12 protein-coding genes are annotated in these 12820 nt (G+C 65.3%); 5 read left to right on the top strand and 7 right to left on the bottom strand.

The features are described 5' to 3' along the window. Positions 1 to 3: 3 nt before the first annotated feature. The 3 genes from R4P47_RS01345 to R4P47_RS01355 all read right to left on the bottom strand — a co-directional run bounded on the left by R4P47_RS01345 (position 4) and on the right by R4P47_RS01355 (position 3165). Positions 4 to 663: a hypothetical protein gene (locus tag R4P47_RS01345; RefSeq protein WP_269594658.1), complete on the bottom strand. Its 660-nt coding sequence runs from the start codon at positions 661 to 663 to the stop codon at positions 4 to 6. Between the two features lie 147 nt (positions 664 to 810). Beyond that, positions 811 to 1464, bottom strand: a complete 654-nt coding sequence (gene pnuC, locus R4P47_RS01350; RefSeq protein ID WP_317532638.1) for a nicotinamide riboside transporter PnuC — start codon at positions 1462 to 1464, stop codon at positions 811 to 813. A gap of 6 nt (positions 1465 to 1470) precedes the next feature. Beyond that, positions 1471 to 3165 (bottom strand): peptide chain release factor 3, encoded by a 1695-nt coding sequence (locus R4P47_RS01355; protein WP_037192020.1) that lies wholly within the window; start codon positions 3163 to 3165, stop codon positions 1471 to 1473. Positions 3166 to 3311: 146 nt separating this feature from the next. Between R4P47_RS01355 and R4P47_RS01360 the strand changes: the two genes are divergently transcribed. Continuing rightward, entirely contained in the window at positions 3312 to 4946 is a 1635-nt protein-coding gene (locus R4P47_RS01360; protein ID WP_317532639.1) for a fatty acyl-AMP ligase, read from the top strand. A 94-nt stretch (positions 4947 to 5040) separates the two neighbouring features. Here R4P47_RS01360 and pth read toward each other — a convergent pair whose 3' ends face one another. The 3 genes from pth to R4P47_RS01375 all read right to left on the bottom strand — a co-directional run bounded on the left by pth (position 5041) and on the right by R4P47_RS01375 (position 7232). Beyond that, a complete protein-coding gene (gene pth, locus R4P47_RS01365) occupies positions 5041 to 5628 on the bottom strand; it encodes an aminoacyl-tRNA hydrolase (RefSeq protein ID WP_317783930.1) in 588 nt (195 codons plus the stop codon). Between the two features lie 105 nt (positions 5629 to 5733). Next, a complete protein-coding gene (locus tag R4P47_RS01370) occupies positions 5734 to 6411 on the bottom strand; it encodes a 50S ribosomal protein L25/general stress protein Ctc (RefSeq protein WP_317532641.1) in 678 nt (225 codons plus the stop codon). Between the two features lie 242 nt (positions 6412 to 6653). Then, positions 6654 to 7232 (bottom strand): helix-turn-helix domain-containing protein, encoded by a 579-nt coding sequence (locus R4P47_RS01375; protein ID WP_317532642.1) that lies wholly within the window; start codon positions 7230 to 7232, stop codon positions 6654 to 6656. Between the two features lie 73 nt (positions 7233 to 7305). On the opposite strand from R4P47_RS01375, the gene R4P47_RS01380 reads away from it, so the two are divergent. Further along, positions 7306 to 8256, top strand: a complete 951-nt coding sequence (locus R4P47_RS01380) for a DMT family transporter (RefSeq protein ID WP_317532643.1) — start codon at positions 7306 to 7308, stop codon at positions 8254 to 8256. On the opposite strand, the gene R4P47_RS01385 is transcribed toward R4P47_RS01380, so the two are convergent. Next, positions 8199 to 9368: an aminotransferase class V-fold PLP-dependent enzyme gene (locus R4P47_RS01385; protein WP_317532644.1), complete on the bottom strand. Its 1170-nt coding sequence runs from the start codon at positions 9366 to 9368 to the stop codon at positions 8199 to 8201. The two genes, R4P47_RS01380 and R4P47_RS01385, sit on opposite strands and share 58 nt — an antisense overlap. Positions 9369 to 9515: 147 nt before the next feature. On the opposite strand from R4P47_RS01385, the gene egtA reads away from it, so the two are divergent. The 3 genes from egtA to egtC are packed head-to-tail and all read left to right on the top strand — an operon-like array spanning position 9516 to position 12814. Then, positions 9516 to 10772: an ergothioneine biosynthesis glutamate--cysteine ligase EgtA gene (egtA, locus tag R4P47_RS01390; RefSeq protein ID WP_317532645.1), complete on the top strand. Its 1257-nt coding sequence runs from the start codon at positions 9516 to 9518 to the stop codon at positions 10770 to 10772. Next, entirely contained in the window at positions 10769 to 12073 is a 1305-nt protein-coding gene (gene egtB / locus R4P47_RS01395; RefSeq protein ID WP_317532646.1) for an ergothioneine biosynthesis protein EgtB, read from the top strand. Before egtA ends, egtB begins: the two co-directional genes overlap by 4 nt. Then, on the top strand, positions 12074 to 12814 hold the full coding sequence (gene egtC / locus R4P47_RS01400) for an ergothioneine biosynthesis protein EgtC (protein ID WP_317532647.1): 741 nt from the start codon (positions 12074 to 12076) through the stop codon (positions 12812 to 12814). The last annotated feature ends 6 nt before the right edge of the window (positions 12815 to 12820 follow it).

Raw genomic sequence — 12820 nt, forward strand, 5'->3', positions numbered from 1 at the left:
GGGTCAGCGGTAGCCCTTGGCGGGGTTCTGCAGGTCCAGCACGATGGTCTGGCCGTTGGAGCGCACGTGGATCTCGGGGTTCTGCAGGCCACCCGAGACGAGGTATTCGCCGAGGAGCTGGAGCAGCTCGTCGGGGCCGACGGAGGTGTCGGGGGTGCGGATGTCGCCGGTGCGGCTGCCGAGCTCGTTCTGGGTCAAGCGTCCCGCGATGCGTACCGAGGCGACACCCATGGCGGTGCGACGGTCGGGTCCCTGGCCACGCCCGAGCGACGGCGAGGCGGTGGAGCCGTGAGACGTGGAGCGGCCGTTGGTGGGCAGGCCGTGTTCTGAGATCTGATCGCTTGTAGTCACTTCAACCTCGTTCGATTCCGTGGCGGGCTTCTCTGGACGACGTCGATCCGCGCGGGGGGTCGTTGAATCCGTGTCGGACGACGTTGCTGGTGCAGGCGTTGTTGCGGACGCCTTCTCGGTGGACGTGACCACTGCCTCCGACTTCTCGGTGGACAGGGTCTCGACCGCCTTCTCGGCGGGCGCTGCCGCCGAAGAATCGGTGCGGCCACCGGCGGGTGAAGCGGAGTCGGACTTCGGCGGCGTCGCCAAACGATGCGCGGGAGCGCCACCGACCTTGATCCCGGCCAATGGGTAGTTCGATCCCTTTGTCATGTCGTTTTCCACTTCATCGTGATTCCCAGGTGGTTCCGCGCCGAGATGTCACGATCGGGTATCGATCAGGACGGGCTACTCGGCGTCGAGCACGCAGAAACGTACTCGAAGTTTGTTCGGACAGGCTGAGAGTAGCATCACGATTGTTTACGACGCCATTTTTTGACCGAAGTTCTTGTTCTGGATCCTGAACCACACAATGAATCCCCAGGCCACGAACGCGGCGTACACGAGGTAGAGAACCGCGGACGGATAGAACCCGGCGACGATCAGCAGCGGAACACCCACGATGTCCACCGCTATCCAGATCAGCCAGAACTCGGTGAGTCCACGGGCCATTCCGAAGGCGGCCAGCATGGATCCGGTGAAGATCCACGCGTCGGCCCACTTGCCGAACGAGCCGAGGTAGCCGAACAGTTGCGCGAACACCACCGTGCCGACGATCGCGACGACGAGCATCGCCGTCCGCTCCCGCGCCGTGCCCCACCGCGGCAGAACCGCGGCCCCGGACCGCTTCGAATCGCGCAGCCAGCGCATCAACCCGTAGACGCTCACGGCGATGAACATCAGCTGACGCCCGGCCTGGCCGTACAGATCGAGTGCCTGCGGAGTATGGAACACGCCGCCGAGAAAAACGGTGAACAGCAGTGCATTTCCGATGATCCCCACCGGCCACGCCCACACGACGCGTCGCATCCCCCCGATCGCCGAGAGCAAGCCGAAACCGTTGCCGACCACCTCACGCCACAGAATCGGGTGCCCCAGAACGGAGAATTCTGCGTCGAGCAGATCGATCAGCACGGGTTGCTACTGATCACCCGCGGCGACGAGAGGTTCGAGGGTGAGCTCGGGCATTTCCTTCTGGATGTACTGCAGACGCCACTTGTCGCTCACCAGTGCCAACAGCGCGCCGTCGGTGCGAGTGAAGACCTCGACACCGCGTTGGCGACCCAGTTCGACGGCCGAGGCTGCATCGGTGCGTCGAGCAAGGGAGTATCCGAGCGGTTCCATTCGAGCGTCGACGCCGAACTCGGTCTTCATGCGTGCGGTGACCACCTCGAACTGCATGGGTCCGACGGCGGCGAGCACGGGGGACGCGTCGCCGCGAATGTCGTTGCGCAGCACCTGAACGACGCCCTCGGAATCGAGTTGCTCGACGGCGCGGCGGAACTTCTTGTACTTGTCGGCGCTGTCGACGCGCAGTGCCGAGAAGTGCTCGGGTGCGAACGACGGAATGGGCGGGAACTCGACCTTCTTGTCGGTGTAGAGCGTGTGCCCCGGGGCGAGCGCGGTCGCGTTGACGAGGCCGACGATGTCTCCCGGGTAGGCGTTCTCGACGGTCGTACGATCGCGACCGAACACCGTCAACGCGTACTTGGTGGTGAACGGCTTCTTGGTTTGCGAGTGGGTGACGACCATGCCGCGCTCGAACACTCCGGACACCACGCGCATGAATGCCAGTCGGTCGCGGTGCGCGGTGTCCATGCCCGCCTGCACCTTGAACACGACGGCGCTGAACGGGTCGGTGACCTCGCGTACGCCGCCGGAGACGTCGTCACGCGGGCCGGGTGACGGCGCGAGGGCCACGAGGGTGTCGAGAATCTGTCGAACGCCGAAGTTGAGCATCGCGGAGCCGAAGATCACCGGCGACGTCTGGCCGGCCAGGAACATCTCCTGATCGTGCTGTTGACCGCTCGAGATCAGCAGATCGCTCTCCTCGACGGCGGTGTCCCAGTCGACGCCCTCACGTTCGGCGGCGGCCTCGGCCGTCATGAATTCCTCGGGAGCGATGGTCGCGCCACCGGCGGTGCGGGTGAATCGGATGTAGCTGCCGTCCTGCACGTCGAGCAGGCCGCGGAAATCGCCGGCGATCCCGACTGGCCAGTAGAGAGGCGTCGGCGTCAGGCCGATTCGCGACTCGATCTCGTCGAGCAGCTCGAGCGGCGACTGGCCCGGGCGGTCCCACTTGTTGATGACGGTGATGACCGGGATGCCGAACTGCCGGCACACCTGGAAAAGCTTGAGCGTCTGCGGTTCGAGTCCCTTGGCGGCGTCGATCAGCATCACGGCCGCGTCGACGGCGGTCAGCACGCGGTAGGTGTCCTCGGAGAAGTCGGCGTGGCCGGGAGTGTCGACGAGGTTGATGACGTTGGTGATCTCTGCGTCGGGTGAGGTCTGGTAATTGAACTGCAGCGCAGTCGAACTCACCGAGATCCCGCGAGCCTTCTCCATCTCCATCCAGTCGGAGACGGTGGAGCGGCGGCCGGCCTTGCCGTGGATGGCACCGGCCTCGGAGATGACACGGGCATGCAGGGCGAGGGCCTCGGTGAGCGTCGACTTACCGGCGTCGGGGTGCGAGATCACCGCGAATGTTCGACGCCTCGCGACCTCGGTCTCGAGCTCTTTGGCCTGGCCTCGGGTGGTCCCGGACTCGTCGAGCGCAGCCGGTCCGGACCCTTCGAGCGTTGCGTCGACGTCGGGGGTGCTGGACGGGGTACTCACGAAGACCTCATTCTCGTAGCAAGGGCGGCACCGAAAGAGTGGCCGGGGCAAAATCAAAGGATACGCGGCCCGTTGTTCCCCTCGGTCGGGGCGGGAGTGCCTACTGTGAACGGTAGGCCGGGAGATCCCTCACGAGGAGACGTGCGTTGAGCAAGTTCACCGAAGAGACGTTCGAGACCGCGAGCACCAGCAAGCACGGTCTGGTCACCGGCGAGCCCGACGAGGCGCTTCGGCAGTCCTGGGGTGAGATCCACGAGCAGGCGCGGCGAATGGCCGGGGCTCTGGCCGACGCAGGCGTCGAACACGGGGACGCGATCGGGATTCTGGCCGGTCAGCCGGTGGACATCGCGCCTGCGTGCCAGGCGACGTGGATGCGCGGGGGATCGGTGACGATGCTGCACCAGCCCACTCCGCGGACCGACCTCGCCGTCTGGGGCGAGGACACCGAGACCGTCGTGCGGATGATCGAGGCCAAGGCCGTGATTCTCGGGGCACCGTTCGATATCGCCGCACCCGTGCTCGAGGAGCGCGGCATCACCGTGCTGAAGATCGAGGACATGAAGACCGGTCGCGATATCGATCCGGTGCCGACGGCCGAGTCCGACATCGCGCTGCAGCAACTGACGTCCGGCTCGACCGGTTCGCCGAAGGCCGTGCGGATCACACACGAGAACTTCTACGTCAATGCCTACGCCATGATCGATCGCATCGAATTCGATGTCGATTCCGATGTTATGGTCAGTTGGCTGCCCCTGTTCCACGACATGGGGATGGTGGGCTTTCTGTCGGTGCCGATGCAGGTCGGTGCCGAGGTCGTCAGCATCACTCCACTGGACTTCCTGCGCTCGCCGCTGTTGTGGGCCAAGCTTATTCACAAGTACCGCGGAACCGTCACCGCAGCACCCAACTTCGCGTACTCGCTGCTGGCGCGGCGGCTGCGTCAGGCCGAGGACGATCTGGATCTCGATCTGTCCACTCTGCGCTATGCCTGGAACGGAGCCGAGCCGGTCGACCCGGACACCATGATCGCGCTCGCCGAGGCCGGGGCCCCGTACAAGCTCAACCCACTCGCTCTGGCTCCGGTCTACGGAATGGCGGAAACGACTCTCGCAGTGTCGATTCCGGATCCCGACCAGGGGCAGGTGATCGATGTGGTCGACGCGGACCTGCTCGAGACCCTCGGTCGCGCCGTCCCGTCGACCCGTGGCAACACCCGTTCTCTCGCGACGCTCGGCAAGTTCGTTCCCGGATTGGAGGGACGCGTCGTCGACAAAGAGGGACAGGTGCTCACCGCCCGCGGCGTGGGCATCATCGAGGTGCGGGGCAAGGCCGTCACCCCCGGCTACATCACCGTCGAAGGACCGGTGTCGACGCTCGACGCGGACGGCTGGCTCGATACCGGCGACGTCGGCTACATCACCGAGGACGAACTGGTGGTCGTCTGCGGACGTATCAAGGACGTCATCATCATGGGTGGTCGCAACATCTATCCCACCGACATCGAACGGGCCGCGGGCACTGTTGCCGGTGTGCGGCCGGGCAATGCCGTCGCCATCCGGCTCGATGCCGGTGAGAAGCGCGAAAGCTTCGCTGTGGCAGTGGAAACCAACGACATCGACAAGCCGGACGAGGTCAAACGCATCGAACGGGAGGTGATCCACGCGGTGCACTCGGAGGTGGGTGTGCGACCGCGAACAGTTGCGGTGTTGGGGCCGGGCAGTATTCCGAAGACGTCGAGCGGCAAACTGCGACGGGCGAATTCGGCGTCGCTGTTGAACTGACACGAACGGCGGGGACCTCACACCCTTTCTGTGGGGTGCGCGCGTGTGCTCGGAGGTGAGAACAGGCGCTCACCGTGCAACAGGGGTGTGAGCTTCAGCGCGGGTGCACCCGGTTCTGCGCTGCTTCCAAGCCGGCCGAGAGCAGGAGTTCCGCGGCGTCCGCTGCTTCTTCGACGACCACGCCCAGATCCTTGCGCTCGGCAGCCGAGAACGGCTTGAGTACGAACGACGCCGGATCCATTCGCCCCGGAGGCCGTCCGACGCCGACGCGAACCCTCAGGTAGTCCTTGGTGCTCAGGTGCTGGGAGATGGAGCGCAGCCCGTTGTGGCCGCCTTCGCCGCCGCCGAGTTTGAGTCGGAGAGCGCCGAAGTCGATGTCCAGCTCGTCGTGCACCACCACGATGTTCGCCGGTTCGATCGAGAAGAATCGCGCCAACGCAGCCACCGGCTGGCCCGAGAGATTCATGAACGTCCGCGGCTTGGCGATGATCACCGAGCGAGAACCGAGGCGGGCCTGGACGACGTCGGAGTTGGACTTCTTGTGCGAGGAGAACGCCCCGCCGATGCGTCCGGCGAGGGCGTCGGCGACCATGAAACCGACGTTGTGGCGGGTCTTTTCGTACTGCGGGCCGGGATTGCCGAGGCCGACGATCAGGGCAGGCGCTGTACTTTCGGCACTCACGGGGTCAACACTCACGCTCGTCATTGTCGCATCACGCCTTCGAAACGAACGACGCGCTGTTCCCGATGTGGGAGCAGCGCGTCGTACGCGGTCGGTGGAGAGAGATCAGCTGTCGCTGTCCTTGCTCTCCTCGTCGTCCGAATCCTCGTGGCTCTCGGCCTCTTCCTGAGTTTCGGCCTCGCCCTCTTCGGTGATCGGCTCGGTGCCTTCGCCGTCTGCCTCGAGCTCTTCCTCGGACGGTGCCTCGACGACGTTGACGAGCAGCTGCTCGGGGTCGGACATCAGGGTGACGCCCTCGGGCAGCTCGACGTCCTTTGCGTAGTACTGGGTGTCGATCTGGTTGTCCTCGACGGAGATGACGAAGTTCTCCGGGATCTCCAGGGCGTCGGCCTCGATCTCGATGTACGTGGAGTCGGTGACGACCAGGGTGCCCGGAGCTGCATCGCCTTCGACGATGATGTTGACCTCGACGGTGACGCGCTCGCCCTTCTTCAGGACGAGGAGGTCGGCGTGCTCGATGCTGCGACGGATCGGGTGCACGACGATCGACTTGGTCAGCGCCAGCTGCGACTTGCCGTCGATGTCGAGGGTCAGCACGGCGTTGGTGCCGTCGTTACGCAGCACGGCTGCGAACGCGCGAGCGTCCAGAGCGAGGTGCTGGGGATCGGTGGCGTGTCCGTACAGAACGGCGGGAACGAGGCCGTCGCGACGGGTGCGGCGGGCAGCGCCCTTGCCGAATTCGGTGCGGACGAGCGCGGTGAGATTGTTTACCTTCGATGCCATGGTGCTGGATGCTCCTGATAAATGTGGTTCGTGCGGCGTACTTCGTCGGGCGGTCAAGCTCGTCGGGGCGGACACGAACGAGCGCGGCCAACGGGGCCGAGCCGCGTCGATAACGGTGGATCCGGAACTATTCGGATCTACCCTCGCCGAGACAACCTGGGAAACAATACACGACCACGTCACGTGCGTGGAAGCTCGACCCCTGCTACGAGCCCGGAGTGGAGCCGGCGTAACGACCGCAGTTACTGTCGTGCACCTGCGAGCGCAGCGAGCAGATCCGACGCGATGCCCCGCGCGACCACGATGGCGTCATCGCGAGCTCCTGCCGTCCCCATGACCACCGCGCCCTCGTGCAGCACCGACAGCCGGGTTCCCAGCTGTTCGGCATCGGGATATCCGGCTTCGCTGGCCAGTCGCGCGAACAACGATCTGGTCCAGGCTTTCTCGGACTCGATGATCGCGAGCACCGGGCTGTCGGTGCCGCCGAACTCGGCGAAGGCGTTGACGAATCCGCAGCCGCGATGGTTGTCGCGCATCCAGACGTCCAGGGCGTCGTACACCCCGAGGATGCGGGCGTCGCCGGGTTCGAGGGCATCGACGAATTCCGTCACGTGATCGCACCACAGAGCGTATCGACGGGTGAGGTATCGCTGCACCAGGCCGTCCTTGGAGCCGAATCGGTCGTACAGGGTCTTCTTAGTGGTGCCGGCCTCCTCCGCGATCAGGTCGACTCCGACAGCTCGGATGCCGCGGGCGTAGAACAGCTCGCTGGCGACGGCGAGGATGCGTTCTCCGGCGGGGGTGAGGGGCTTGTCGAGCATGGTTGCCTTCCGAAAGCGCTGGTGAGAAGCAGGTGCACTGCAAGTATACAGACCTGTATGTTTACATCGCAGCATGAAAGCGAATGTCGACGCCGTTGCAGGTACGGCCCTGGTGGTGCTGTGGAGTTCGGGCTTCATCGGAGCCGAACTCGGTACAGCCGAAGCCCCCGCGCACACTCTGCTGGCCTGGCGTTATGTCGCGGCTGCGGTGCTACTGATCGCTTGGTGCCGGTACCGGCGGCTGACCCCCACCTGGCATGCCATCCGAATCCACGCGGTCCTCGGCCTCTTCTGTCAGTTCCTCTACCTCGGTGCCACGATCACCGGGATCGGGATGGGAGTGCCACCGGGAGTCGCCGCATTGATCGCCGCACTGCAGCCGCTGGTCGTCGCGACGGCATCGAGCCGGATCTTCGGCGAACGAGTCGGAGGGCGGCAGAGTCTGGGGCTCGTCGTCGGCATCGCGGGTGTCTCGCTGGTGGTGCTGGGGGATATGTCCGGTGCCGACCTCGCCTGGCCCGTCTACCTACTACCGGCGGCCGGGATGCTGGCTCTGTCGATGGGCACGATCGGTCAACGAGTGCTGGCACCGAAGGAGCCGATCGCGCTGGCGATGGCCATCCAATGTTCTATCAGCGCAGCCGGTTTCATGACATGGAGCGCGTTGGCCGGTGATGTCGCACCGCCCATGACGACGGGCTTCTGGGCAGCTGTCGCGTGGACGGTCGTGCTCTCGACTTTCGGTGCGTACGGCGCGTACCTGTTCGTGGTGCGTCGCAACGGGCCCACCCGCGCCAGTGTGTTGCTCTACCTGACCCCGCCGACGACGATGCTGTGGGCCTGGCTCATGTTCGACGACGCGATCACCTGGCTCGGAATCGGTGGACTCGCGGTCTCAGCGGTCGGCGTCGGGCTGTATCTCCGCAAAACCCGTGTGAGCGAAACTTCGACCCCTGCGACGAAGTCTCATGCACGTGCGAGCGCAGCGAGCATCGTGTCCAGTTCGGCGAACGTGACGAAATAGTGGGGAGATGCACGAACGACCGCGTCGAGTCCCCGGCCGGTCATGTCCAGGCGCGTCGAGCTGCGATGGCTGACGGTCACGGTCACCCCGCGCTCCCCGAGTCGGTCGCGCACGGCCACGGGATCTTCGCCGTCCACGGTGAACGAGACGATGCCGTTCTTGCGGTCGCCGAGGTCGTGCACGGTCACTCCGGGGATCTTCCGGAGCCCGGCCCGCAGGTATTCGGCACGTTCGACAACGGCTTCCTCGACCTGGTCGACACCGAGCTCGAGGAGATAGTCGACGGCCGCCCCGAGCGCGAGTCTGGCCGCGACGTCGCATTCCCAGAACTCGAATCGCGTGGCATCGTCGGCCATTCGATACGTCTGTCGGTCCACCCATTGAGCGCTGTGCAGGTCGAGGGCCGGCGGATGCAGCGTCGACGCCAATCCCGGTCGCAGATAGAGGAAGCCGGTTCCGCGGGGGCCGCGCAGCCATTTGCGGCCGGTGGCCGAGAGGGCATCGACTCCCAATTCCTCGACGTCGATGCGCATCTGCCCGATGGACTGGCAGGCGTCGAGCAGGACCAGTGCGACGTGGCGGTGCGCGAGATCGGCAACGGCACGGGCCGGATTGATCAGTCCGCCGTTGGTGGGGGCGTGCACCACCGAGATCAGTTTCACCCGGTCGTCGAGCATCGATTCCAGTGCGTGTACGTCGATACGTCCCGATTCGTCACTCGGGACGATCTCCACCGTTGCGCCGGTGACCTCGGCGCGGTGGAGGGCGGAGATCGCGTTGCTGGCGTATTCGGCCTCGCACAGCAGTATTCGGTCACCGGGAGACAGCGGCACCGAGTAGAAGAAGTCTGTCCAGGCCCGGGTCGCAGAATCGCTCAATGCGATGCTCGACGCCGGGGCTCCGATCAAGGTTCCGATCGAGGTCTTGACCGCGGCGAGATCATCGAGTCGTTCGTTCGCGGCCCGGTAGCCACCGATTTCCGCTTCCCGGCGCAGGTGCGCGATCGCGGTATCGAGGACGACGCTCGGAGGTAGAGACGATCCGGCGCTGTCGAGAAAGACCCGGCCCGACGCACCGGGGGTGTCGCGTCGAATGCGGTCGTGATCGAGCATCGGTCGTCCTTTCGGTAGCGAACTCTCGGGCACCAGAGTTCCACAATCGGTAGCCTCGATCAGACGAGGGATCGCGGCGTTTTCGATCCCCGCGGCTGGGTACGTACTCCGAGCGGAGAACGTGTTGAGTGCGGAAAGAAGGAATGAGTGTCGTCCAACGAGAAGTCTCTCGGGCTGAGCTCGCGCCCGGCAGCAGAGGCATATGTATCGAAGGTGTGTTTCAAGCTGGGGCCACCGGCTCTCATCGGTGCCGAACTCGAGTGGCTCACCGCCCTCGACGACGGAACGCGTCCGACCCTCCCAGCTCTGGCCGCTGCGCTCGGTGTTCACTCCCCGCGCAGTATCGATCCCGAGTCACCCGCCCTGTCGTTGCCGGGCGGCAGTATCGTCACCGTCGAACCCGGCGGTCAGGTCGAATTGTCCAGTTCGCCTTATCTATCCGTTTCCCAACTCGCACCGATGCTCGACGCCGATGCGCGGCTGCTGCGGGACATTCTCGGTAAGGCCGGCATCGACATCGCGTCCGTTCCGGCCGATACTGCTCGGGCACCCGAACGTCTCCTCGTGCTACCGCGGTACTGCGCGATGGAGAATCGGTTCACCACCATCGGCCCCTTCGGAAAGCTGATGATGTGCAACACCGCAGCGGCTCAAGTGAGCGTCGACGCGGGTCGTGATCGTGCCGAGGTCGCCTCGCGCTGGCACATGCTTCATGTCATCGGTCCTGCCTTCGTGGCTGCGTTCGCTCGCTCTCCCGAACTTTCCGGCGCACCCGCGGGACGCTGGGCATCCCAGCGGATGCGGACCTGGCTCGAACTCGATTCCAGCAGAACCGATTCCAGCAGAACGTCGGTGCCCAACACCGGCGACCCGATCACCGACTACGCCCGGTGGGCGCTCGACGTTCCGTTGCTCTGCATCCAAGGCGTCACGCAGAACTGGGAAGCGCCGCAGGGCACCACGTTCGCGCAGTGGGTGGACAATCCCGGCATCGTCGGACGCCCGCCGACCTACAGCGATCTCGACTACCACCTGACTACCCTGTTCCCTCAGGTGCGTGCCTGCGGGCACTTCGAGATTCGCTATCTCGACGCGCAGCCGGACGGGCAGTGGGTGGTTCCGGCGGCGGCGTTCGAGGCGCTGCTGTCCACACCCGAGCTGGTGGCCCGAGCCACCGAGATCGGCGGCGGGACGGCGGGACGGTGGCTCGACGCGGCCCGCGTAGGGCTGGCAGACCGCGAGCTCCGCAGAGCCGCAACCGAATTGCTCGACCTCGCAGCGGAGGTCGGTGGCGAGTTCTCCGACCACCTGTCGGCAGCGTCTCGACGATGCAGTGCCGGCGAGACGCCGAGCGAACTCGACACGGCGGCACGGGAACTTCGGACTCGAAAGGAATCGGTGTGAGCGCCGAACAACTCAGGAGCAGAATAGAAACGGTACTCACGCGCAGCCGAGCCCGCAGTGCGGCGCTCACCGATTGCGTGGACGAGACCGAACTGATGTCGCAGCATTCGCCGTTGATGAGCCCGCTGGTCTGGGATCTCGCCCACATCGGTAGCCAGGAAGAGCTCTGGCTCGTCCGTGATGTCGGTGGTCGCGATCCGGTGCGTCCCGACATCGACGAGCTGTACGACGCCTTCAAACACTCTCGTTCCTCGCGGACGTCGCTTCCGCTGCTCACTCCGGACGAGGCACGCGTCTATGTCCAGACCGTCCGTGACAAGGCCTGGGATGTGCTCGACCACAGCACTTTCGAGGGTAGACCGGTCGAGAAACATGGCTTCGCGTTCGGCATGATCGCCCAGCACGAGCAGCAACACGACGAGACCATGCTCGCGACCCATCAACTACGTTCGGGACCAGCGGTTCTGACCGCTCCTGCGCCTCCCAGTTCGGCCACCCCGGTGTCGGGTGAGGCCGTCATTGCCGGAGGCCCGTTCTCGATGGGGACCTCGCTCGACCCGTGGGCCCTCGACAACGAGCGACCGGCTCACACGGTGCACGTACCGACGTTCGCCATCGATCGGGCCCCGATCACCAACGCGCAGTTCATGGAGTTCATTGCCGACGGCGGTTACGAACGCCGCGAGCTGTGGACCGACAAGGGGTGGCAGCATCGCGTCGACGCGAACCTGACCGCGCCGCAGTTCTGGGAGTCCGACTCCGACGGCACCTGGTGGCGTCGGAGTTTCGGAGTGCGCCGTCCGGTGCGACCGCATCAGCCCGTCGTGCACGTGTGTTGGTTCGAGGCCGACGCCTACGCGCGGTGGGCAGGCAAGCGTCTGCCGACGGAGGCGGAATGGGAGAAGGCTGCGCGATTCGACGCCGAGACCCGCTCCAGCAACGCCTACCCGTGGGGCGACGCCGAACCCACTGCGGCACATGCCAATTTGAATCAACGGCATCTGGAACCGGCAGACGTCGGCGCGTATCCCGACGGTGCCTCTGCAGCAGGCGTGCACCAACTCATCGGTGACGTGTGGGAGTGGACCTCCTCCGATTTCGAGCCGTACCCCGGCTTCGAGGCCTTCCCGTACGCCGAGTACTCCGAGGTGTTTCTCCGCGGCGACTACAAGGTGTTGCGCGGCGGGTCGTTCGGCACCGACGAGGTGGCGTGCCGGGGCACGTTCCGTAACTGGGACCACCCGATCCGCCGCCAGATCTTCAGTGGATTCCGGTTGGCCCGCGACGTCGAGTCCAGCTGAATGTGCCGTCATCTCGGGTATCTCGGCCCCCGCACGTCCGTCGGGGGAGTGCTCACCGACGGTGAACACAGTCTCCGTGTGCAGGCGTATGCCCCCAGCGACATGCGCGGCGGCGGCACCATCAACGCCGACGGGTTCGGTGTCGCGTGGTGGGACGGCGACGCAGCCGCGCACAGCTACCGAAATCCCATGCCCATCTGGACCGATCCGGCGGTGGACGATGTTCTGTCGCAGATCGATTCGACGTCGGTGATCGCGGCGGTGCGATCGGCGACCGTGGGAATGCCGGTGGAGCGCACCGCATGCGCACCCTTCACCGACGGCCGTTGGGCGTTCAGCCACAACGGTGTGGTGTTCGGTTGGCCGCAGTCGATGGCCGACCTGTGGTCGGAGGTGCCGCCCGTCGACGCGCTTGCGTTACCTGCGCCGACCGATGCCGCCGCTCTGTGGGTCGTGCTGCAGACCCTGCTGCGCACCCACGATCCCGAGTCGGCACTGCGCATGTTGGTCTGCAGGGTTTTCGCAACCTCGCCCAGGGCGCGCCTGAATTTTCTGCTGTCGGACGGCGAGAGCATGTACGCCACGGCGGTGCATCATTCGCTGTCGGTTCTGCGGACCGAGGATTCGGTGACGATCGCCTCCGAACCCCTCGACGATCGACCCGACTGGATTTTCATCGACGACCGACGCATGGTCGTCGCCACGACAACCGATCTCACCATTTCCAGCCTGGAATCATAAAGGAGC

Source organism: Rhodococcus sp. IEGM 1370, from assembly GCF_033142325.1.
Classification (GTDB): domain Bacteria; phylum Actinomycetota; class Actinomycetes; order Mycobacteriales; family Mycobacteriaceae; genus Rhodococcoides.

Coding starts and splice junctions, on each gene's coding strand:
- R4P47_RS01345 (WP_269594658.1), bottom strand. CDS start 663: ATGACAAAGGGATCGAACTACCCATTGGCCGGGATCAAGGTCGGTGGC.
- R4P47_RS01370 (WP_317532641.1), bottom strand. CDS start 6,411: ATGGCATCGAAGGTAAACAATCTCACCGCGCTCGTCCGCACCGAATTC.
- R4P47_RS01375 (WP_317532642.1), bottom strand. CDS start 7,232: ATGCTCGACAAGCCCCTCACCCCCGCCGGAGAACGCATCCTCGCCGTC.
- R4P47_RS01380 (WP_317532643.1), top strand. CDS start 7,306: ATGAAAGCGAATGTCGACGCCGTTGCAGGTACGGCCCTGGTGGTGCTG.
- R4P47_RS01385 (WP_317532644.1), bottom strand. CDS start 9,368: ATGCTCGATCACGACCGCATTCGACGCGACACCCCCGGTGCGTCGGGC.
- egtC (WP_317532647.1), top strand. CDS start 12,074: ATGTGCCGTCATCTCGGGTATCTCGGCCCCCGCACGTCCGTCGGGGGA.